Source organism: Lichenicoccus roseus, assembly GCF_005844085.1.
Classification (GTDB): Bacteria; Pseudomonadota; Alphaproteobacteria; order Acetobacterales; family Acetobacteraceae; genus Lichenicoccus; species Lichenicoccus roseus.
In genome coordinates this window covers 133,192-153,352 of the sequence record NZ_VCDI01000002.1, presented here as the reverse complement: position 1 = coordinate 153,352, position 20,161 = coordinate 133,192, and the positions used below count along the sequence as shown (strand labels likewise).

Sequence of the window (20,161 nt, the reverse complement as noted above, 5' to 3'; positions counted from 1 at the left end):
GGGGGTGCGATGGGTCGCTGGCAACGAGCCTTCAGGCAAAGAAGAACGCGATCCCCAGCGCGACATACACCCCGATCAGCAGCACGCCCTCGAACCAGGTCGTCTCGCCGTCGCCGGCAATGACGTTGACGATGAAGGCGGCCGACGCGATGGCGAACAGGTCGAGCGGGCTGCGGAATACCAGGGTCATCGGGCTGCCGATCAGCCAGGACAGGATCACCAGCAGCGGCGCCACCACCAGCGCGATCTGGATCGCGGACCCGATGCAGATGCTCATCACCAGCCCCATGCGGTCCTGGCGCGCGAACCACACCGCGGAGAACAGGTCCGCAATGGTGCCGACCAGCGCCAGCACGATGACGCCGAGGAATACCGTCGACAGATGCAGGCTCGCCGCCGCATCCACCAGCGCATCGGAGATCAGCTCGCTCTCCAGGGCGGCCGCCACCGTTGCCCCCGCCAGCACGCCGAAGCACAGCCAGAGCGGCCACGGCTTGCCGGCCGCGCGCTCGGCCTCCTCGCCGCGTGCGAACACGTCGCGATGGGTGATCAGCGTGTAGACCAGGTTGCCGCCGTAGATCAGCAGCAGCAGCACCGAGACGGCCAGGCTCAGCGCCTCGTCCCGCCCGGCTACACCAGGGGAGTGCGCGACCGAGCGGCTGGTGTAGTCGAACACCGCCGGCAGCAGCAGGGCGATCACGATCAGGATCAGCATGCTGGAGAGCTGGCCGGCGCGGGCGCGGTTGAAGGTCTGGCGATCGCGCGAGACACCGCCGGCGACGATGGCAAGCCCGAGGCCGAGCAGGCTGGTGCCGATGATCGAGCCGGTGATCTGCGCATGCACCACTTCGGCCTGGCCGCGCGCCAGCACGAACAGCGCCAGCAGCAGTTCGGCCAGGCTGCCCAGGCTGATGGTCAGCAGCCCGCCGATCGCGGGACCGGTGTGCTCGGCAAGCTGCTCGGTGGCGCTGCGTATCCAGTCCGCCAGGATGCCGACGCCCGCGATGCCCGCCACGAACACCCAGATCGGCGGCAGCCCAAGGGCGTAGTGCAGCAGCGGTGCGATCGGCACCAGCGCCAGCAGCGCCAGCCGGATCATCGGCCCCACGCCGGCTTGCGGTTCGACCAGGCTTCCAGGAAATCCTCTCCTTCGCCGATGCTGTGGGTTCCTGCGTCCGGCAGCCGCACCGACACCGTCCAGCGATCCCCCGAGCAGACGATCGAGAAGTCGAAGCCACCATGCGGCGGCGTGTCGATCAGGCCGAGCAGCTCGGCATGTGCCCGGTCCGGCAGCGGCTCGAGATCCACCACCTTGCGGGTCCGCGCCGGCGGCAGCGCCACGACGCGCTGCGGGTCGCACGGACGCAACGCCTGTTCCGGGAAGGCGGCGCGTCGGGCGGCGCCGTTGACCTGCCAGACGCAGAGCCACCCCTCGAAGCCACGATCGGCGTTGCGCTGCAGGATCGTCATCGGCGGCCCGCCGCTGACGAGTTCGACCATGTCACCGGGTTTCATCGCATCAGAACCAGCGTCTCGCCCAGGATGGCAGGTGGGAGCGGCGCCGGTTGAGGATCACGCCGATGACCTGGCCGCCGAACCGATCGATCGCCGTCCTGGCCTGTGCCACCATGGCGCGCGGCGTGGTGTCGGCGCGCACCACCAGGGCGGTGCCGTCGCAGTAGCGGGCAAGGCCGACGGCGCCCGGCGAGGACAGCGCCGGCGGGCAATCCAGCACCACCATCGCGAAGCGTTTGCGCAGGGCGTCGAACAGCAGCTGCAGGTCCGCGGGCGACATGCCGTAGATGCCGTCGGCGGCATTCGACAGGCGGGCCAGCAGCAGGTTCGGCGCCAGGCTGCGCAACGCCGTTTCCGACAACGACGAGGTTCGGAAGGCATCGATCAGCGATGGCGGCTGTTTCTCGCCGGATGCCGTCGCGGAAGGCGGATTGCAGTCGAGCCGAAGCACCGGCAGCCCGATCTGGCGGACGGCGGTCTCGGCCAGGGACGCGGCGACTTGGCTGGTGCCCTCGCCCGCCACCGACGCGATGATCTGCAGCACGAACGGCCGGTGCTGCTCGTTGAGCGCCAGCACCGCGTGCAGCAGGTGCAGGATCTGCGGGTCGGGCGCCCCGGCACGCAGGCTGGTGGATAGCGACCGGGCCTGCGCCCCTGTCTGCGCGGGCGGGGCGTCGGCGGCACCGGTTTCCGCAGTCGTGACGGCCGCCTCCTCGGGGTCGCTTCCCGCATCCGCTGCCAGGGAGGGCCAGGAGCCGCCGTGGCCATCAGCCATTCATGCTTTCCGCGTCAACCACTCCACCCGGTAGCGACCATCGCACGCCATGGCAATGGCTCTCCGGCGCACGGAGGCCTCTTGCCGCCTTCCCGATCAGACGATACCGGTGAGCGTGGCGCCGCATGGGCGGGCCCGGACCGGACGCACCCATGGATCAGTCGGTCGAGCGCGCCGAGCATCGTCATAAGCCGGCCCTGACGGGCCAGGCCCTCCGGCAGGATGGACGGCTGGCGGCTGCCATCGAGGCGGCATATCGCGACCGCTGGCGTATCCTGGGCGCCGTCGTCGCCGGACTGCTGGTGACCGACCTCGCCGCGGTCCTGGTGACACCGCAGTACACCGCCGATGCCGAGCTGCTGGTGCTGCCCGCGTCCGGGGCGCCGTCGCCGGCCGCCACCACGCCGCACGGGGACGCGCTGCGTGAGCTCGACATCCTGCGCAGCCGGCCGCTGGCGGATGCCGTGATCGCGTCGATCGGGCCGCAGCTCCTGTATCCCGGGGTCGGCCCCGAGGCGGCCGCGACGCGCTTCGCCAGCCGGTTCAGCGCGAATGGCGACGGGTCCGGCACCGTCGTCGTGGTCCGCTTCAGCCATCCGGACCCGGCCATCGCGGCGCAGGTGGTGAACCGGGCGGTGGCGATCGATCTCGCGATGCGGGCCAGGCTCTACGACGATGGCCGGCAGCGGCTGCTGACCGGCCAGGTCGCCACGCGGCGGGGACAGCTGGACGCCGCCGAGCGCGCCTACGCGGACTTCACCGCGGCGCACGGCTCCCGGTTCGACACCGGCATCGACATCCTGCTGCATCGCCGGGACAGCCTGGAGCACGATCTGGATCAGGCGCGGTCCGACCTCGCCCGGGCCAGGGCCGGTCTGCCGGAGGGAACCACGCGACCGGATCGGCTGCAGACCCAGCAGGAGGTCGCCGGCGCCGGGGCCCGACAGGCCATCGCGTCGCAGCGACTGGATCAGGTCGGGCAGGAACTTCGCGACCTCGAGGCGCAGGAGCCGGAGTTCCAGCGGCTGCAACGGCAACGCAATCTCGCCGCCACCGCGTGGGAAGCCGCGGCGCAGGCGCTGGACCAGAGCCGCATCCCAGGCAGCCTCGATGCGGCATCGACCAGCGTGCGGGTGATCCAGCCGGCGGTGATGCCGGTGGCAGCGTCCAGCCTGCGCCTGCTGATGCTTTCGGTGGGCGGACTGCTGAGCCTGCTGGCCGGGCTTGCGACAGCCCTGCTCTGCGCCCGGTTCCGGCGCGGCTTCAACGATCCGGGACGGCTGGAACGCGAACTCGGGCTGCCGGTGCTGACCAGCCTGCCCGAGTGGCCGAGGCCGGCGCGCGCCCTCGCCCTGACGAAGGCGACGCCGTCGCGCTGACGGGTTGTTCAGAAGCCGGGCAGGCGCGGTGCCGGCTCCGGCGATCCCGAATGCGCGCGACGCGGCCGGACGGCACGCTCCTGTTGGTCGCGGCGCAGGCGCAGGAACTCGTCGACGATGCGGTCGAAGGTCTGCCAGAGCGGCTCGTCGCCGCGCCGCTCCTGCAGGATGACGCGGTGCGCGGCGAGGGTGACGTTCAGGGTGCCGCGCGTGGTCTCCGGCCGCGGCATGCGCATCTGCAGCAACGCCTTCTCGACCTCGTCCAGCGGCTTGCCCATCGCGTCCGCGATCTGCCCCGGGTCGATGCCCCTCCGCCTCATCTGGCGCGCCTGGCTCGCCTCCTGCCGGCTCAGCAGCATCGCCGGGCGTAGCGCCTCGGTGCGCTTGGACATCTCGCCGGACCCGCTGCCGGGCGCTTTTCCCCGGAACGCGTCAGTGGATGCATTCATCGACGCCATGCCCGCCTCCTGAGCGCGTCCGCGCTCCGCGACTCGATCCATCAACCAAACCTGTCACAGCAACGCGGCGATCGCCAAATCGAGGAGGCGGCGCTGAGGTCAGGCAAGTTCCAGCACCAGGATCTGACCGCCATAGGTCGGCACCAGCACCCGGCCATCCGCAATGACGGGACGGTTGAATTTCGGATGCAGAAGGCTCCAGTTCCAGTCCTGCGAATCCCACAGCGGCACGATCTCGCCGCCGCCGCCCGGGAAGAGCGCGAAATCGGACGCGTCGTAGGCCAGCAGCCGGGACGTGGTGATTTCCATGTTCGCATCGCCATACGGGATCATCGCCCAGACGATGCCGCCGGCGTCGCCATCTGCGGAAAGCGCAAGGCTCCAGCCCGGCATTCCGCCGCCGCGCGCCATCGCCGAGGCATACGCGACGCTGCAGGCGAGGTAGGTCGAGGAACGATCCGGCCGCAGCTGCCAGGCACGCAGGTTGCCGTTCTCGCCGCCGCAGAAATGCATCCAGCCATGCCGCGCGCTCTTCCACGCCAGCATGGTGCCGTGCAGGTGGTGCGTCACGTTGCCTGAAAGGATGTTGAGCGCGGCCGGATTGTCCGGCGCCGGCCGCACCGCCGCATCGAAGTAGGTGTACAGGATCGGCGGCGCCGCCAGCCTGCCATAGTTCGATGGCGTTGCAGCCGGCGTGAGGTCGGTCGGCAGCGTCTTGCCCGGGTCCGCCAGGCTGATCGTGTAGAGCACGCCGTCCTTGGACGAGACCAGACCGATCCCGAGTTCCTCGACCAGCACGATGCCGGACGCGCCGAGATCCTGGTCACCCCAGGCGGAGCCCATGTCCGCCGGAGCGATGCCGGCGCGTGCAAGATGCGCGACATGGCGGAAGTTGGATGGCACCGGCCCGCGCGGCAGCAGAGCCGCCGCTGCCGGCGAAGGCGGCGCGGTGCCTGTGCGCGCATCGTCGCTCCAGGGCGACCACCAGCCGGTGACCGCCAACGCGGCACCCTTGCCGGGGGTGGGTGCCGCATAACGCAACCGCACCACGCTCTCGCCGAAATCGTGGACGCCGTCGAAATCGCCGTTGCCGGTCACCACCCAGATGGCGCCGTCGGATTGCACCGCCGGCGCGGCGCCGCTCATCCAGATGCCGCCGCCGCTGCCACGCGCGGTGGAGCACCAGGTGGCGGCGAGGCTCCAGCGGGCAAGGTCCACCGCGATCAGCCAGCCGCGCGCGCTGGCCGCAGTCTCGGCAATGGTGCCGAAGGCGATCAGCAGGGCGCCGCCGGCGATCGCCAGGCCGGCACGCTGCTTGCGCTCCATCGAGCGGAAACGCTGCACCGGCAGGCCGTCGCCGGGATCGAATACGGCGCCTTCCAGCGAAAGCGGCGGATGCACCATGTCGCCGGTCGCGACATCGAGGGCTGCGGCGAAATGCTGGCCGCCCGCGGCGCTGCCGTCCGGGCTGGTCCAGTAGCAGACACACAGCCGGCCGGTGGCGGTATCGATCACCGGCGTCGAGAGGATGCCCCAGGCGATGTTGATGTTGTGGGCGTCGATGGCGACGGTGCCGCGGATCGGCGGCCCGAGATATTGCGTCCACAGCAGTGCGCCGGTGTCGGCATCGAAGGCGTGCACATGGTTGCCCATGGTGGCCTGGAACACCACGTCGCGGCGTGCGCCCTGGATCGCGATACCGGGCAGGTAGAGCGGTTGTGCCTCGAGGCGCGGGTCGTCCGGGATGTGCAGGATGCGTGCCTGCCTGATCCCGCGGCCGCGCACCGATCGCGGCGACAGCACCGTCTCGCCGGTATTGCCTCCGGTGCGGGCGGCATCGAACGACCGCGTGGTCACGCTGGCTGCCATGGAACTAGCCCTTCTCCAGGGTGATGCGGTCGACATGCTGCGGAGCCGAGTAGGTGACGATGGCGACGAAGCGCATCGGGTCGGGCAGGCCATCGCCGGTCAGGTGCAGGCTGCACCAGCCGGTGCCCGCCGGCCGCGCGGTCAGGGCATTACCGTCTTCGCCGTGGCGGCGGATCGTGCTGCCGAGCAGGCGACCCGCTTCATCCGCGATCTCCAGGACGATGGAGGAACCAGCCGGCGGTACCGCTTCCGGCTGCATCCCGAACACGATGTCGGTATGCGCGTCGGCATAGATGCGGCCGACCTGCAACCGCCCGACGCGTAGCGCGGGGATGTCGAGATCGTCGGCGCCGAAGAACTCCTGCGTGGTCGATCTCCGGTTGACGGAGGGCGCACGATCCTGGCCAGTTCGCGAAAAGCACAGGTAGCTCTGTCCCGACAGGTAGGCGTTGGACGGGATCGTGAAGGTGGCGCGGCCGTCCGCATCGGTGCGGATATCGGCATGCCGGCCGGTATAGTCGTGCAGCGCGACGCCGCCGCCGAAACCGGTCGCACAGGTGATGGTCCGGCGGTTCCAACTGTCGAAGTTGAGCGCGGTCAGCAGTCCCGGGCCGCCGGTACGCTCGCGGACGATCACACCGTCATCGAGCCATCGATTGACGGTGGCGCCCGCTGCCAATGTCTCGTGGATCCAGACCAGGTTGTCGATCCAGGGCTTGAGGCCATAGGCGCCGGGCCAGACCTCGCCGTCGAAGTAGTCCTTGCCGTAGACGAACGGATAGCCTTCCGAGGTCAGCAGCCAGGCATAGGCGAGCAGCTTGCTGGAGACGATCTGCTCGCCGGGCGAACTGTCGGTGTCCGGATTATCGACGAAGGTGCAGGCGAGGAACGGTCTGCTGGCCAGGTAGCCGGCGCCGTCGAGTTTGCGCGGATCCAGGCTGGCGCAGGCGGACTGCAAGGCCCAGTGCAGGGTGAAGTCCTCGACCAGCGCACGCGAGTTCATGGTGTCGCCGGTGGCCCAGGCATCCAGCAGCGCCGGATTGCCGTCGAAGAACTCCGCATAGGCAAGCCGCCCGGCCATCGCGCGGCTGCGCATGAACTCCGACACGAAGGGCGCCCAGGTCCCCTTGGCATCGTCGAACCGCATGCCGTCGGCGCCGGTGGTACGGAACAGCCAGTCGCCGTAGTCGAGCGCGTCCTCGATCGTGTAGCGGACCGGCTCGCAGTTCTGGAAAACCTTCTCGCGCCCGAACGGGAAATCGTCGGACGGCGCCGGCACCGCATCCTCGCGCCCGAACGGCGGCACCGGGTCGTCATTGCCGGTATTGCCGCGAAAGCAGCCGGGATGCATCGCGCCGCGCCCATCCAGGGTGATCGCATCGGCGCCCAGGTAGCGGAACACGCCCGGACCGCCGTTCTCGCCGATGAGCTGGTGCAGCACCACGTCGAGATAGACGTCCAGCCCGGCCGCGTGACAGCAGGCGACGGCACGGCGCAGCTGCTCGACGCTGCCGTAGCGCGTCGTGGTGCTGCCCTGCTGCGGCTTGCTGCCGAGGTCACGCGGATCGAAGACGCCGTAGCCGTCGCAGCCGCGTCCCGCCCCGCCCTGCGCCTTGCTCGCAGGCGGCAACTGGATGGCGGTGAAGCCGATGCCACGCAGGCTCGCCGCCTGCATCGCCACGAAATCCCACAGCCAGGCGGCGCCCGGATCGGTGCTCGGCGCCGGAACTGTGACAAGCTGGCCTTCCGCGAGGAACCGACCCCAGGCGATCAGCGCGACGCCCATCGTCAGCTTCGCGGTGCGGCGGATCGGGCCGGCTGGAATGCAATCTCGGCGCAGCGCCGAAGCAGCGACGCCAGCGCAAACCCGCACAGCGCCATTGCCGCGCTCCACAGGCCAAGCGCCGCCACATCGGCCCAGCGGTGTCCCGGCCCGACCCCGCCCGCAAGATTATCGAGGCAGAGCAGCACCGGCAGGGCCCAGATCAGGCGGCGGCTGTACTGCGTAGCCAGACCGAGCAGGATCGCGCAGCCGAGATAGGAGACATTCACCGGCAGTGCCGGAAGCTGCGGAAATGCCTGGCCCAGGGTGGTCGCGCCGGCATCGCAGAGGCCGCAGGCGGTGGCGAGCCAGCCGATACGCACGTGCGTCGGTCGTCCCATTCCGGCCGCGCAGCAGGCAAGCAGGCTGTCATAGCCGAGGGAGATGCCGCCGATCATGCCTGCTCCTTGCGCTGCCGGGATGACGACTAGCCTGTCCCACTTGATCCCGGCGCAGGAAACTTGCGTCGCGCGACGAACGCAGCCAGCCTCCAGCGTGGCCTGCACGCGGAGGAGCCGTGGCGTATTCCAGCAGCCTCGACGGCACCCGGTACCGCTTCGACGACCTCAGGACGCTGCTGGCCGCGGCGTCGCCGGCGCGTTCGGGCGACAGCCTCGCGGGGCTTGGCGCCCGCAGCGATGCCGAGCGCGTCGCTGCCCGCTACGCACTGGCCGACCTGCCGCTCCGGCACATCCTCGACACCGCAATGGTGCCGTACGAAAGCGACGACGTCACCCGGCTGATCGTCGACAGCCATGATACCGTCGCCTTCGCTCCCATCGCGCACCTCACCGTCGGCGGGTTCCGTGACTGGCTGCTGTCGCACGCGGCCGACGAGGCCACGCTCGCCGCCATCGCTCCCGGCGTGACGCCCGAAATGGCCGCCGCCGCCAGCAAGCTGATGCGCAACCAGGACCTGATCAGGGTTGCGTCGAAGATCCGCGTGGTCACCCGGTTCCGCAACACCATCGGCCTGCGCGGAACACTTGCCTCGAGGCTGCAGCCGAACCATCCGACCGACGACATGCGCGGCATCGCCGTCTCCACGCTCGACGGCCTGCTGTACGGCACCGGCGACGCGGTGATCGGCGTCAACCCGGCGACCGACAGCGTCGAGAACGGCATCGCCCTGCTCGACATGCTCGACCAGGTGCGGTCGCAATACGGCATCCCGACGCAGACCTGCGTGCTGACGCACGTCACCAACACCATCGAGATCATCGCACGCGGCGGCGCCGTCGACCTGGTGTTCCAGTCGATCGCCGGCACCGAGGATGCCAATCGCAGCTTCGGCGTAAGCCTCGCGGTGCTGCGCGAGGCGCAGGACGCGGCGCTGTCCCTGCGGCGGGGCACGCTCGGCGACAACGTGATGTATTTCGAGACCGGCCAGGGTGCTGCGCTGTCCGCCGGCGCGCATCACGGCATCGACCAGCAGACCGTCGAGGCGCGTGCCTACGCGGTGGCGCGCGCCTTCCGGCCGCTGCTGGTCAACACCGTGGTCGGCTTCATCGGCCCGGAATACCTGTATGACGGCAAGCAGATCATCCGCGCCGGACTGGAGGACCATTTCTGCGCCAAGCTGCTCGGCGTGCCGATGGGCTGCGACGTCTGCTACACGAACCATGCCGAAGCCGACCAGGACGACATGGATGGGCTGATGACCCTGCTCACCGTCGCCGGGGTGAATTTCCTGATCGTGGTGCCAGGCGCGGACGATGTCATGCTCAGCTACCAGAGCCTGTCCTTCCACGACATGCTGACGCTGCGCGGCCTGTTCGGCGTCGGACCGGCGCCGGAATTCGCCGACTGGCTCGACCGCATGGACATGCGCGACACCGACGGGCGGATGCGCCTGCTGGATCCGCAGCACGGCCGGCTGGCGCGGCTCGCGTCGCCACATGGTTGAGGTGGCACCGGCAGCCGATCTGCCGGGCGATCCCTGGGCCAGCCTGCGCGACGCCACCCGGGCGCGGATCGGTCTGCGCCGCACCGGTGATGCGCAGGTCCTGGACGACGTATTGGCGTTCCAGCATGCCCATGCGCGAGCGCGCGACGCCGTGCATGCGGCACTCGACGGCGCAGCACTCGCCCGGGCGGTGGCGCCGCATCCCTCGCTCCAGGTGCGCAGCCTCGCCCTCGATCGACCGACCTATCTGCGCCGCCCGGATCTCGGCCGCCGTCCCGACCTGGCGAGCCTCGCGGCGCTGTCGCAACTCGCCGCCACCACCTCCCCGCCGGACGTGGCATTCGTCGCCGGCGACGGGCTGTCCGCAGTCGCCGTGCAACGCCATGCCGCGCGCCTGTTCCACGCCTGCCTCCTCCGCCTGCACGGCTGGCGGGTCGCGCCGCTGGTCATCGCGACACAGGCACGGGTCGCGCTTGCAGACGAAGTCGGCGCCGCGCTGGGCGCATCCCTGGTGGTGGTGATGATCGGCGAGCGGCCGGGGTTGAGCGTCGCCGACAGCCTGGGAGTGTATTTGACCTGGGCGCCTCGCGCGGGCCGGCGCGATGCGGAGCGCAACTGCGTGTCCAACATCCACGAACCCGACGGCCTCGGCATCGAGGCGGCGGCGGACCGGATTGCGTGGCTGATGAACGCGGCCCGGCGGCTGCAACTCACCGGCGTCGGGCTGAAGGATGCATCGCCACCGCTGTCCGGTGACGGCCAGCGCGTACGGCTGTCGCCCTAGGCGGTCGGAGATTCGTATCGTCTTCACCGGCGGTTAAGGATCGCACGCTAATTCTGGATGCGTCTCCGGAATGGCTGGGTTCGTGACGTGCGGCGCCAGCGAACGGTTCACCCCTCGAGACCGCATTGCGGCCGAACTGCACCAGGACCAACGACGTGACGAACTCCAATTCGCTGCAAGACGATACCGGCTTCGGCCTGTTCGGGCCGCCTGCGATAACGCCGCCGGATGTGTTCGCCGCCGCTGCGATCTCGCCGATCGCCTCGAAGGCGGCGGCCATGGTGCAGACGCTCTACGTGACCGAGCCCGGCACCGGCGCCCCGGTCAGCGTCGCCGACATCAACCAGGACCAGCTCGGCGACTGCTACCTGCTCTCCTCGATCGGCGAGATCGCGCTGCTGAAACCGAGTTTCATTTCGGGTTCGATCCACCTCAACGGCAGTGGCACCGAGGCGGTCACGCTCTACAGACCGACCCAGTCCTATTCGCACGGGATCTACACAACCGGCTTCAACGCGGTCACCGAGACGGTGGCCAACAACTTTCCGACCAACTCCGTGAACAGCGGCGCCACCCAGGACGTGGTCGGCAACCAGAAGGAGATCTGGCCGCAGGTGCTCGAGAATGCCTATGCCAGCCTCAATGGCGGCTACAACGCCATCGGCAACGGCGGCAGTCCGGTGGTGGCGATGGAGGAGCTGACCGGCCATGCGGCAAGCGCCATGTCGCCGGCCAGCCTCACGCTCGCGAGCCTGCAATCCGACGTATCGGCGGGCGACCTGATCGTCATGGACACGCTGAACAGGAACGGCCTGAGCAACGGCCTGTATGGCGACCACGCCTACATGTTCGACGGCGTGAAGGGCACCGGAACGGCTGCCACGCTCACCCTGCTCAACCCCTGGGGGATCGACCAGCCGACTCCGATCCTGCTGTCGCAGCTCTCGAAGAGCTTCGCCGAGGTCGATCTCGGACACCTGACCTGACGGGTGCTACCGCCGTGCCCCGAGCTGGAACCCCGCTGCCACCGCTGCGAGGCACAGCAGGACGGAGAGCGTCACGTTGAGCAGCGCCATGCCGGCGCGGCCACCACGCAGCAGTTCGAGCGTCTGCAGGCTGAACGAGGAGAATGTGGTGAAGCCGCCGCATAGTCCGACCATGACGAACACGCGCAGCGCCTGGCTGGCGGGCAACACCCCGCCCGCCACGGTGCCGGCGGCGAACAGCCCGATCACGAAGCTGCCGGCGATGTTGATCAGGATGGTGCCCCAGGGGAACGCGCTTCCCCAGGCCGCGGTGGTGACCACGCCGATCAGGTAGCGCAGCACGCTGCCGAGGGCGCCCCCGGCTGCCACGAGCACGATCATCAGCATGAAGGTCTCCACATCCGGCCGGGCCATGCCGGGCGGCAGTCCCGGGGGCAACGGTGGTGGACAGGATTAGCGTGCCAGCCTACGGCAGGCCAGTTGCACCCAGGCAGAGGGCGCACCCAGGCAGGAGGCCGCATGACCATGACGAGCCCACCGCCTGACAATGGAGGCAAGTCCGGCCAGTGGCGGTTCTGGATCGATCGCGGCGGCACCTTCACCGACATCGTCGGCTGCGACCCCGCCGGCGCGCTGCACACCGCCAAGCTGCTGAGCGAGGATGCCGGCCGATACGCCGATGCCGCGCTCGCCGGCATCGCCGGCATGCTCGGGGTAGCGGAGAGCGGCCCGATCCCGCCCGGCCTGGTCGCGGAAGTCAGGCTCGGCACCACGGTCGCGACCAATGCGCTGCTCTCCCGAACCACCGCGCCGGTGCTGCTGCTGGTCGATGCCGGCTATGCCGACCTGCTGCGCATCGGCGACCAGAGCCGGCCCGACCTGTTCGACCTCGCCATCCGGTTGCCGGAGCCGCTGCCCGGCCAGGTCGCCGAGATCGTCGGGCGCATCGCGGCGGATGGCAGCCTGCTGACCCCGCTCGACGAAGCCCATGCTTGCGGCGTGCTGTCGGCGGCGCGCGCGGCCGGCATCGAGAGCTGCGCCATCGCGCTGATCCATGCCTGGGAGCATCCCGGCCTGGAGCAGCGCCTCGCCAAGCTCGCTCGCGACGCCGGCTTCACCCAGGTCTCGACCGGCCATGCGGTAAGCCCGCTGCTGCGGCTGGTGCCGCGCGCGCAGACGGCACTGGTGGACGCCGCGCTGTCGCCGATCCTGCGCCGGCACACCGCGCACCTGGCGGCGGCGCTCCCCGGCGTCCGGCTGCTGTTCATGCAGTCGAGCGGCGGCCTTGCCGACGGCGCGCACTTCACCGGCTGCCAGGCGATCCTGTCCGGACCGGCCGGCGGCATCGTCGGCGCCGCACGCACCGCCGAGGCGGCCGGGCTGCCTCGCGTCATCAGCTTCGACATGGGTGGCACCTCGACCGACGTGGCACTCTATGACGGCCAATTCGAGCGCAGCTACGACACCAGAATTGCCGGCCTCGGCCTGCGCATCCCGGTGCGGGTGCCGATGCTGGCGATCAACACGGTGGCGGCCGGCGGCGGCTCCATCCTGCGCTTCGACGGCTCCCGGCTGCGGGTCGGACCGGCCAGCGCCGGCGCCGCTCCCGGTCCGCGCGGCTACGGACGCGGCGGTCCGCTGACCGTCACGGACGCCAACATCGCGCTCGGCCGGCTGGTGCCCGACCGTTTCCCGCGCCTGTTCGGCCCGAACGGCGACGCGCCGCTCGACGCCCGCGCCGTGCATGACGGCTTCGCTGGGTTGGCGGACGAGATCGACGATGCGACCGGCAGCCGGCCGCACCCGGACGATCTGGCGGAAGGCTTCCTGCGCATCGCGGTCGACAACATGGCCAACGCGATCCGCGAGATCTCGGTGCGTCGCGGCGAGGACCCCCGCGACTACGCCCTGCACTGCTTCGGCGGCGCCGGCGGCCAGCATGCCTGCCTGGTGGCCGAGGCGCTGGGCATGCGCACGGTGCTGGTGCATCCGATGGCGGGGGTGCTGTCCGCCTTCGGCATGGCGCTGGCCGCCCGTGTGGTACTGCGCGAGCAGGCGGTCGAGCGGACGCTGGACGAAGATGCGTTGCCCGACCTGCTGCACTTGGCATACGCGCTCGAGTGCGAGGCGCGGGCGGCGCTCGCCGAGCAGGATGTCGCCGAGGCCACTGTGACGCGGCGGCTGCATCTGCGCCGCAGCGGCTCGGATGCGGTGCTGGTGGTGCCGCTCGAGACACTGCCGCAAATCGAGGTGCGCTTCCTGGAGCAGCACCGCGCGCGGTTCGGTTTCGATCCGCATCCTGCCGGCATCATCTCCGGCGGCATCATCGTCGACGCGGTCGCGGTCGAGGCGGCCGAGCCGGCGCCGTCCCCGCCACTCGCCGCTGCCTCGCCGCGCCCGGCCGGTACCTCGTTGCAGCCGCTCACGCCGGTGCGGTTCCGCAGTGGTGGCCACGTGCACGAGGCGATGCTGTTCGACCGCGCCACGCTGTGCGCCGGTGATATCCTCGACGGCCCCGCACTCGTCAGCGAGGCCAACGCGTTGACCGTGATAGAGCCCGGATGGCGCGCCGCCATCACCGCGCGCAACGACATGGTGCTGACACGCGACGCGACGCAACATCTGGACGGCACCACGGCGCAACAGGCCGATCCCGACGCGCTGCGCGTCGAGCTGTTCCGCAACCTGTTCATGACCATCGCGCAGCAGGCCGGCAGCGTGCTGCAGAACACCGCGCAGAGCGTCAACATCCGCGAGCGGCTGGATTTCTCGGTGGCGCTGTTCGACCAGGATGGACGCCTGGTCGCCAATGCGCCGCACGTTCCGGTGCATCTCGGCGCGATGGGCGAGAGCGTGCGCACCGTGCTGCGTCGGCGCGGCGACACGCTGCGGCCCGGCGATGCGATCGCGCTCAACAATCCGTTCGACGGCGGCACGCATCTTCCGGACATCACCGTCATCACGCCGGTGTTCGACGATCCCGATGCGCCGCCGGTGTTCTTCGTCGGCTCGCGCGGGCATCACGCCGATATCGGCGGCATCACGCCGGGTTCGACGCCCGCATTCTCGCGCCGGCTTGACGAGGAGGGCGTCGTCATCGACGATTTCCAGATCGTCTCCAGCGGCGTCCTGCGCGAGCGGGAGTTCCGCGACCTGCTTGCAGCCGGCCCGTATCCGGCCCGCAGCCCGGACGTCAATGTCGCCGATATCGCAGCCCAGGTCGCCGCCAACGCCCATGCCGCGCGCGCCCTTCAGGCTGCGATGCGCCGGCACGGCACCGACTCCATGCGCACGGCCATGCGCGACGTGATGGCCAATGCCGAGGAGAGCGTGCGGCGCGCCATCGACCGGCTCGAGGATGGCGCGTTCCGGCTGCGGATGGATGGCGGCTCCGCGCTGCAGGTCGCGGTCCGCATCGACCGCGCGGCGCGCGAGGCGGTGATCGACTTCACCGGCACCTCGGCGCAGCATCCGGGCAACTTCAACGCGCCGCCGGCGGTGGTGCGCGCGGTGGTGCTGTACGTGTTCCGCTGCCTCGCCGGCGACGACATCCCTCTCAACGACGGCTGCCTGGTGCCGCTGCGCATCGTGATGCCGCCCGGCAGCTTCCTGTCGCCGGCGCCCGGAGCCGCAGTGGTGGCCGGCAACACCGAGGTCTCGCAGGCAGCCTGCGTCGCACTCCTCGGCGCCCTCGGCCGGCTGGCCAGCAGCCAGGGCACCATGAACAACCTGCTGTTCGGTGACGCCACCCGGCAATACTACGAGACCATCTGCGGCGGTGGCGGCGCGGGGGCGGATTTCGATGGCGCCAGCGCGGTGCAGAGCCACATGACCAATACGCGGATGACCGATCCCGAAGTGCTGGAACGGCGCTTTCCGGTGCGGCTGGAAGCGTTCGCCATCCGGCGCGGCTCCGGCGGCATCGGCGCACATCGTGGCGGCGATGGTGTCGAACGGCGGTTGCGCTTCCTGCAGCCGATGACCGCGGTGCTGGTCGCCTCGTCGCGCGAGCGCGGCCCTTTCGGACTGCGGGGCGGCGCGCCCGGCCTGCCCGGGGAGCAGCATATCGAGCGCGCCGATGGCAGCATCGAGCCGATCGGCGGCATCGCGCAGATGCAGTTGCAGGCTGGCGACCTGCTGTGCGTCCGCACGCCGGGTGGCGGCGGCTATGGCAATCCCTGATGCGCCTCGATATCGCCAACGGCCTCTCCATCGACGAGAGCGAGATCGAGATCAGCTTCATCCAGGCCGGTGGCCCTGGCGGCCAGAACGTCAACAAGGTGGCGACCGCCGCGCAGCTTCGTTTCGATGCCCGGTTCACCCTGTCGCTGCCGAACCCGGTCAAGGCGCGACTGCAGGCGCTCGCCGGCCAGCGGGTGACGCGCGACGGCGTCATCGTCATCACCGCGCGGCAATATCGCTCGCAGGATCGCAACCGGCAGGATGCGATCGAGCGCCTGCTGGCCCTGATCCGCGAGGCCGCGGAACCGCCGGTCAAGCGGCGAGCGACCCGGCCCTCCTTCGGCGAGCGACAGCGAAGGCTGGAGACCAAGAGCCACCGCTCGGCAACAAAGCGAAACCGGAGCTTCCGCGATCCTGATTAGGCGGTAGGGGCTTTCAGGTCGCCGACGACAAGGAACAACCCGGTGCCGATGAACAGCGCCATGAACACGATGGAACCCGGGTTCGACGCCATCGGCTGTCCGGGATCGTTGCACGCGTCCATGGATGATCGATCCGGCCATGCAGAGCCCGAACGAGATCTGCCAGATCTGGCGCACGAGCTTCGGCAGCATCGGTGGTGTACCGGCCCACCGCACGACTTCCCCGGCTTCGAGCTCCTTGGCGACGCCGGCTTGCGGTGCCCACATCCTCGGACGCCCGATCAGGTCGCCGTCAGGATCGGGATGCGGCCGTCCTCGATCACCTTGAGCAGCGTCCCTCCCAGCGCCGTCCCGGTGCTGCCGGGTGGGTGCGAGCGGCCGCAGACGCCCATCACCACCAGGCTCGCCCGTTCCCGGCGCATCGTGTCCAGGAGGCCGCGGCCGGTCTGGCGGTGTGCATTGTCCTGCACCAGCAGCGCCGCGTCGTCGTTCCACAGCCTCGCATAGGACAGGATCGCCTCGCGCGCCTGCTCGCCCACCGTGTTGCGGCCGATCACCACCACCCGCACCCGCCGCGCCCGCGCCAGCAGCGGCAACGACTGCGCCAGCGCATGCGAGGCTCCGGCGCTGCCGTCCCAGGCGACAACCACGGTCTCAAGCAGGGATGCCGGATCGATGCGTGCCATCGGCGCCAGCAGCACGGCGCGTCCGGAGGCCAGCAGCGCATCCCGGAAGCCGCGCTCGCCACGGGTCGCGGCCAGGATGCCGTCCTCGCTGACCAGACGCCCGGCGGAGCGCGTCACCATCAGGTCGCAGGCACGGCCGAGCGCCGCGCTCGCATACACCACGCCATCCGGGATCACCTGCCAGGCGGTGGCGATCCGGTGGCCCGCCGATACGCGGCGCGCCCAGCGTTCGTAGAGGGCCGGCAGCGATCCCCCCTCGGCATCGGCCGGCACCGGTCCCGGTTCCGGCTCGTCGAGCGGGTCGGGCACGTAGGCGACCTCGATCTGGGCGCCGGTCGGAGCGGCGAGATGCAGCGCGATGTCGAGCAGCGCCTCCGCCTCCTCCGGACCGGGTAACGGCACAAGGATCCTGCGCATGGACGGCTCCCGGGAGAGGTTGGATGTTGTGATAAGCCTGAACGACGAAAGATCAAGCACGTGGCGGTCGCCTGGCCGAGTGGCGAGCATGCATATCATGTGGAGACTTCCTATCCGTCGCGCTATAGCCTTCGGCATGTGCGGCGACAGCATCGGGATGGTGGAGTTCGGCCGGCGCATGTCGCGGCTCGGCGCCGGCTGGCGTCGCGAGGTCGATCTCGAACTACGCCATTTCGGCCTCACCGAGGCCACCTGGCGGCCCATCCTGATGCTGGGCCAGATGGAGGCGCCGGCGCGGCAGACCGATCTGGCGCGCGCTCTCGACATCGAAAGCACCTCGCTGGTGCGGCTGCTCGACCGGCTCGAGCAGGGCGGCCTGATCGAGCGCGTCGGCGACGTGCTCGACCGGCGCTCGAAACGGATCAGCGTGACCCCGGCCGGCGCAAATCTGTACCGGCAGGTCTATGCGGTCTGCGAGGCGGTCGGCACCCGCGTGCTGGCGGCGGTCAGCGAGGACGAGCGGCGGCTGTGCGCCTCCATCTTCGACCGCATCGAGCGCGCCATGCTGCAGCGGCCGGCCGATGATGCGCCGGACGATCGGCAGCGTTCATGACGCTGCCCCGCCCCGCGCCTGCCCTCCTGTCCTGGCGCAACCTCATCCACGACATCGTCCCGTTCCGGCAGCACGGCCCGACCATGCTGTACTGCCTGCGGACGCTGACCGCGATCGGGGTTGCGCTCTACGTCGCGTTTGCCTTGCAGCTGCAGGCGCCGCTTTCCTCGGTGATCACCGTGCTGATCGTGGCCAACCCGGTCAGCGGCGCACTCGTCTCCAAGAGCCTCTGGCGCCTGCTGGGCACCTTCATCGGCGCCTCGGCGGCAATCCTGCTGATGGCGGCCTTCGCGCAATCGCCGATCCTGTTCTACCTCGCGCTGTCGCTCTGGATCGGCGCCGCCTGCGTGTTCTCGACCCTGCTGCGCTTCTTCAAGGCATACGGCGCGGTGCTCGCCGGCTACACCATCATCATCGTCTGCGCCTCCGCCTTCGCGCATCCCGAGACGGTGTTCCTGAGCGCGCTGTCCAGGCTGTCTGCGGTCTCCGTCGGCATCGCCTCGGCGGCGCTGGTATTCCTGCTGACGGCGGTGCGCCCGCCGTCCCGCCTCGCCGACGCCACTCGCGCGACCATCCGGAACACTGCCGCGGCCCTCGCCGATGCCCAGGGCTTCTTCCGCGTGCAGCCGCCTCCGGCCGCCGAGCGCGACGATGCAGCCGCCGCGCTGGCCACGCACGCCGGCACGACCCGGCCGGGGGCGTTGCCGGAATCCTTCTATGACTATCGCGGCACCCTGATCACGCAGGCGAACGGCCTGCTCGAGATCATCGAATACGCCGCCGCCGACAGCACCGAGGTCGCCCGCCGTGCCGGACGGCTGCGCGCGGGCGTCGCCAGCCTGCTCGGGACCCTTGCCTCGCTGCATCCGCTGCATCACCGGCTGCGCCACGCCGCCGAGGCGATGACCGGCGCCGACGAGGCCATCGCCGCCCTGGGGTCCTACACGGAGACCGAGGCGCCGCAACTGCTGGCCGGCCTTGCCGCGGCGCGTGACCGGCTGGCGGCGAGACGCGAGGGCGGCGGCATTCCAGCCCCCGGGCGCGACGACCTCGAACAGCTCGGCGCCATCGAGCGCACGCACGACCTGCTCGACCGCCTGCACGAGACCGTCAGCCGACTGTCCGACCACCCCTCGCCAACCACCAGGCGGCAACAAGTCCGGCTGCGGCCCTTTCTCGACTGGCCGACCGCGCTGCGCAACGGCCTGCGCGGCTTCATCGTGACCATGCTCGGCTGCCTGTTCTGGTATGTGACCCGGTGGCCCTCGGGGCCGACCCTGCTCGCCTACCTGGTGCCCGCCGCCTGCCTGCTGGCGACCAACCCGAGCGCGTCGCGCGCCAGTATCGACTTCGCCCTCGGTACGCTGCTGGCGATCCCGGCCAGCTACGTCTGCGAGACGCTGATGCTGCCGCAGATCACCGGCTTTCCTCTGCTGCTCGCAAGCCTTGCGATCGCATTGCTGCCCGGCATCTGGCTGCAGTTTCATCCACGCCACGGCCTCAAGGCGTTCGGCTACGTGGTGTTCTTCAATGCCATGATCAGCGTCGGCAACCCGATCCGCTTCGACGACATCGCGCTCGTCAACGGCTGGCTTGCCTTCATCATCGGCACCGCCGCGCTGGTGGTGGTGTTCCGGGCGCTGCTGCCGCCGAACCCGGTGCGCGACATCGAGCGCCTGGTCGCCTCGCTCGCCCGCGCCGTCGCCCGGCTCGGCACCGGACGCCGGCCACCGGGGCACGAGGTGTGGGAGAACATGCAGATGCAGAAGACCCTGCGTCTGATGCAGCGCGTGCAGGCGATGCCCGGCCCCCCGCGCCGCGACATCGTCGACAGCGCCTTCATCGCCGTCGAGATCGGCTGCGACGTCCTGCGGCTGCGCCGGCTGCTGCTGCAGACCGAGCTCGGCGCGCCCGCCAGGGCGTCGATCCGCGACGCGCTGGACGCCATCGGACGGCTGCGGCGGGATCCGCACGATGCGGCGCGTGCGACCGGAACGGCGGCGCGGATCGTGCTGCCCGACGACAGTCCGGGCGCCCGCCGCCTCGCCGCCATCCTGCACGAGCTGTCGGTGCTGATCGAGGCGGTGCCGGACTTCTTCGTCTACTTCGGTCCCTCCCTGCAGGCCGGGGAGAGGCGCGCCTGATGCTCAGCGAGGCGAACCTCGACGGCGTGCTGTTCGCGCCGATCGTGCTTTATGCGCTGGCGGCGCTGCCGATCACGCTGCTGCTGCGCACGGTGATGTGGCGGATCGGCTTCATGCGCCTGGTCTGGCACCTCGCCCTGTTCGAGGTGGCGCTCTACCTGAGCGTGCTGTCGCTGCTCGTCCTGCTGGTCTGAGAGATTAGG

19 protein-coding genes are annotated in these 20,161 nt (G+C 70.2%); 9 read left to right on the top strand and 10 right to left on the bottom strand.

The window, feature by feature from the left end:
- Nucleotides 1–31 precede the first annotated feature (31 nt).
- The 3 genes from cax to FE263_RS06025 are packed head-to-tail and all read right to left on the bottom strand — an operon-like array spanning nucleotide 32 to nucleotide 2,290.
- Nucleotides 32–1,099 carry a calcium/proton exchanger gene (gene cax, locus FE263_RS06035; RefSeq protein WP_138325654.1) on the bottom strand — a complete coding sequence of 356 codons (1,068 nt, stop codon included), beginning with the start codon at nucleotides 1,097–1,099 and terminating at the stop codon, nucleotides 32–34.
- Nucleotides 1,096–1,500 (bottom strand): hypothetical protein, encoded by a 405-nt coding sequence (locus FE263_RS06030; RefSeq protein WP_171033976.1) that lies wholly within the window; start codon nucleotides 1,498–1,500, stop codon nucleotides 1,096–1,098. The genes cax and FE263_RS06030 overlap by 4 nt, the downstream gene beginning before the upstream one ends.
- Before the next feature lie 19 nt (nucleotides 1,501–1,519).
- Entirely contained in the window at nucleotides 1,520–2,290 is a 771-nt protein-coding gene (locus FE263_RS06025) for a P-loop NTPase family protein (RefSeq protein ID WP_138325078.1), read from the bottom strand.
- A 152-nt stretch (nucleotides 2,291–2,442) separates the two neighbouring features.
- On the opposite strand from FE263_RS06025, the gene FE263_RS06020 reads away from it, so the two are divergent.
- Complete coding sequence (locus tag FE263_RS06020; protein WP_138325077.1) at nucleotides 2,443–3,669, top strand: GumC domain-containing protein; 1,227 nt, start codon at nucleotides 2,443–2,445, stop codon at nucleotides 3,667–3,669.
- Between the two features lie 8 nt (nucleotides 3,670–3,677).
- Here FE263_RS06020 and FE263_RS06015 read toward each other — a convergent pair whose 3' ends face one another.
- The 4 genes from FE263_RS06015 to FE263_RS06000 form a co-directional block, all read right to left on the bottom strand.
- Nucleotides 3,678–4,118: a hypothetical protein gene (locus FE263_RS06015; protein WP_138325076.1), complete on the bottom strand. Its 441-nt coding sequence runs from the start codon at nucleotides 4,116–4,118 to the stop codon at nucleotides 3,678–3,680.
- 108 nt (nucleotides 4,119–4,226) lie between these two features.
- On the bottom strand, nucleotides 4,227–5,996 hold the full coding sequence (locus FE263_RS06010; RefSeq protein ID WP_171033975.1) for an outer membrane protein assembly factor BamB family protein: 1,770 nt from the start codon (nucleotides 5,994–5,996) through the stop codon (nucleotides 4,227–4,229).
- 4 nt (nucleotides 5,997–6,000) lie between these two features.
- A complete protein-coding gene (locus FE263_RS06005) occupies nucleotides 6,001–7,782 on the bottom strand; it encodes an alpha-amylase family protein (RefSeq protein WP_138325074.1) in 1,782 nt (593 codons plus the stop codon).
- Nucleotides 7,783–7,784: 2 nt separating this feature from the next.
- Complete coding sequence (locus tag FE263_RS06000; protein WP_138325073.1) at nucleotides 7,785–8,216, bottom strand: hypothetical protein; 432 nt, start codon at nucleotides 8,214–8,216, stop codon at nucleotides 7,785–7,787.
- Nucleotides 8,217–8,335: 119 nt separating this feature from the next.
- On the opposite strand from FE263_RS06000, the gene FE263_RS05995 reads away from it, so the two are divergent.
- The 3 genes from FE263_RS05995 (at nucleotide 8,336) to FE263_RS05985 (ending at nucleotide 11,494) form a co-directional block, all read left to right on the top strand.
- The gene (locus FE263_RS05995) at nucleotides 8,336–9,724 is read left to right on the top strand and encodes an ethanolamine ammonia-lyase subunit EutB (protein WP_138325072.1); all 1,389 of its coding nucleotides are present in this window, start codon (nucleotides 8,336–8,338) and stop codon (nucleotides 9,722–9,724) included.
- Entirely contained in the window at nucleotides 9,717–10,508 is a 792-nt protein-coding gene (gene eutC / locus FE263_RS05990; RefSeq protein ID WP_138325071.1) for an ethanolamine ammonia-lyase subunit EutC, read from the top strand. The genes FE263_RS05995 and eutC overlap by 8 nt, the downstream gene beginning before the upstream one ends.
- A gap of 155 nt (nucleotides 10,509–10,663) precedes the next feature.
- Nucleotides 10,664–11,494: a C2 family cysteine protease gene (locus tag FE263_RS05985; protein ID WP_138325070.1), complete on the top strand. Its 831-nt coding sequence runs from the start codon at nucleotides 10,664–10,666 to the stop codon at nucleotides 11,492–11,494.
- A gap of 6 nt (nucleotides 11,495–11,500) precedes the next feature.
- On the opposite strand, the gene crcB is transcribed toward FE263_RS05985, so the two are convergent.
- Nucleotides 11,501–11,893 (bottom strand): fluoride efflux transporter CrcB, encoded by a 393-nt coding sequence (crcB, locus tag FE263_RS05980; protein WP_138325653.1) that lies wholly within the window; start codon nucleotides 11,891–11,893, stop codon nucleotides 11,501–11,503.
- Nucleotides 11,894–12,013: 120 nt separating this feature from the next.
- Here crcB and FE263_RS05975 point away from each other — a divergent pair, with 120 nt between their 5' ends.
- Both FE263_RS05975 and arfB read left to right on the top strand, forming a co-directional pair.
- Nucleotides 12,014–15,676 carry a hydantoinase B/oxoprolinase family protein gene (locus FE263_RS05975; protein WP_240759082.1) on the top strand — a complete coding sequence of 1,221 codons (3,663 nt, stop codon included), beginning with the start codon at nucleotides 12,014–12,016 and terminating at the stop codon, nucleotides 15,674–15,676.
- Nucleotides 15,676–16,098, top strand: coding sequence for an alternative ribosome rescue aminoacyl-tRNA hydrolase ArfB (gene arfB / locus FE263_RS05970; protein WP_138325069.1), 423 nt, complete (start codon nucleotides 15,676–15,678; stop codon nucleotides 16,096–16,098). Before FE263_RS05975 ends, arfB begins: the two co-directional genes overlap by 1 nt.
- Here the strand turns inward: arfB and FE263_RS22785 are convergent.
- Entirely contained in the window at nucleotides 16,095–16,220 is a 126-nt protein-coding gene (locus tag FE263_RS22785) for a hypothetical protein (protein WP_276611174.1), read from the bottom strand. The genes arfB and FE263_RS22785 overlap by 4 nt on opposite strands.
- A gap of 159 nt (nucleotides 16,221–16,379) precedes the next feature.
- Nucleotides 16,380–17,201 carry a universal stress protein gene (locus FE263_RS05965; RefSeq protein ID WP_171033973.1) on the bottom strand — a complete coding sequence of 274 codons (822 nt, stop codon included), beginning with the start codon at nucleotides 17,199–17,201 and terminating at the stop codon, nucleotides 16,380–16,382.
- 97 nt (nucleotides 17,202–17,298) lie between these two features.
- Between FE263_RS05965 and FE263_RS05960 the strand changes: the two genes are divergently transcribed.
- Genes FE263_RS05960 through FE263_RS05950 form a run of 3 tightly spaced genes read left to right on the top strand, consistent with a single transcriptional unit; the run spans nucleotide 17,299 to nucleotide 20,152 of the window.
- A complete protein-coding gene (locus FE263_RS05960; protein WP_240759074.1) occupies nucleotides 17,299–17,814 on the top strand; it encodes a MarR family winged helix-turn-helix transcriptional regulator in 516 nt (171 codons plus the stop codon).
- A complete protein-coding gene (locus tag FE263_RS05955) occupies nucleotides 17,811–19,958 on the top strand; it encodes an FUSC family protein (RefSeq protein ID WP_138325066.1) in 2,148 nt (715 codons plus the stop codon). Before FE263_RS05960 ends, FE263_RS05955 begins: the two co-directional genes overlap by 4 nt.
- Nucleotides 19,958–20,152, top strand: coding sequence for a DUF1656 domain-containing protein (locus FE263_RS05950; RefSeq protein ID WP_138325065.1), 195 nt, complete (start codon nucleotides 19,958–19,960; stop codon nucleotides 20,150–20,152). Before FE263_RS05955 ends, FE263_RS05950 begins: the two co-directional genes overlap by 1 nt.
- The last annotated feature ends 9 nt before the right edge of the window (nucleotides 20,153–20,161 follow it).

Bases quoted from the DNA above. Each gene is read 5' to 3' on its own strand.
- cax (WP_138325654.1), bottom strand. From the start codon at position 1,099: ATGATCCGGCTGGCGCTGCTGGCGCTGGTGCCGATCGCACCGCTGCTG.
- FE263_RS06030 (WP_171033976.1), bottom strand. From the start codon at position 1,500: ATGGTCGAACTCGTCAGCGGCGGGCCGCCGATGACGATCCTGCAGCGC.
- FE263_RS06025 (WP_138325078.1), bottom strand. From the start codon at position 2,290: ATGGCTGATGGCCACGGCGGCTCCTGGCCCTCCCTGGCAGCGGATGCG.
- FE263_RS06020 (WP_138325077.1), top strand. From the start codon at position 2,443: ATGGATCAGTCGGTCGAGCGCGCCGAGCATCGTCATAAGCCGGCCCTG.
- FE263_RS06015 (WP_138325076.1), bottom strand. From the start codon at position 4,118: ATGAATGCATCCACTGACGCGTTCCGGGGAAAAGCGCCCGGCAGCGGG.
- FE263_RS06010 (WP_171033975.1), bottom strand. From the start codon at position 5,996: ATGGCAGCCAGCGTGACCACGCGGTCGTTCGATGCCGCCCGCACCGGA.
- FE263_RS06005 (WP_138325074.1), bottom strand. From the start codon at position 7,782: ATGGGCGTCGCGCTGATCGCCTGGGGTCGGTTCCTCGCGGAAGGCCAG.
- FE263_RS06000 (WP_138325073.1), bottom strand. From the start codon at position 8,216: ATGATCGGCGGCATCTCCCTCGGCTATGACAGCCTGCTTGCCTGCTGC.
- eutC (WP_138325071.1), top strand. From the start codon at position 9,717: ATGGTTGAGGTGGCACCGGCAGCCGATCTGCCGGGCGATCCCTGGGCC.
- FE263_RS05975 (WP_240759082.1), top strand. From the start codon at position 12,014: ATGACCATGACGAGCCCACCGCCTGACAATGGAGGCAAGTCCGGCCAG.
- arfB (WP_138325069.1), top strand. From the start codon at position 15,676: ATGCGCCTCGATATCGCCAACGGCCTCTCCATCGACGAGAGCGAGATC.
- FE263_RS22785 (WP_276611174.1), bottom strand. From the start codon at position 16,220: ATGGACGCGTGCAACGATCCCGGACAGCCGATGGCGTCGAACCCGGGT.
- FE263_RS05965 (WP_171033973.1), bottom strand. From the start codon at position 17,201: ATGCGCAGGATCCTTGTGCCGTTACCCGGTCCGGAGGAGGCGGAGGCG.
- FE263_RS05960 (WP_240759074.1), top strand. From the start codon at position 17,299: ATGTGGAGACTTCCTATCCGTCGCGCTATAGCCTTCGGCATGTGCGGC.
- FE263_RS05955 (WP_138325066.1), top strand. From the start codon at position 17,811: ATGACGCTGCCCCGCCCCGCGCCTGCCCTCCTGTCCTGGCGCAACCTC.
- FE263_RS05950 (WP_138325065.1), top strand. From the start codon at position 19,958: ATGCTCAGCGAGGCGAACCTCGACGGCGTGCTGTTCGCGCCGATCGTG.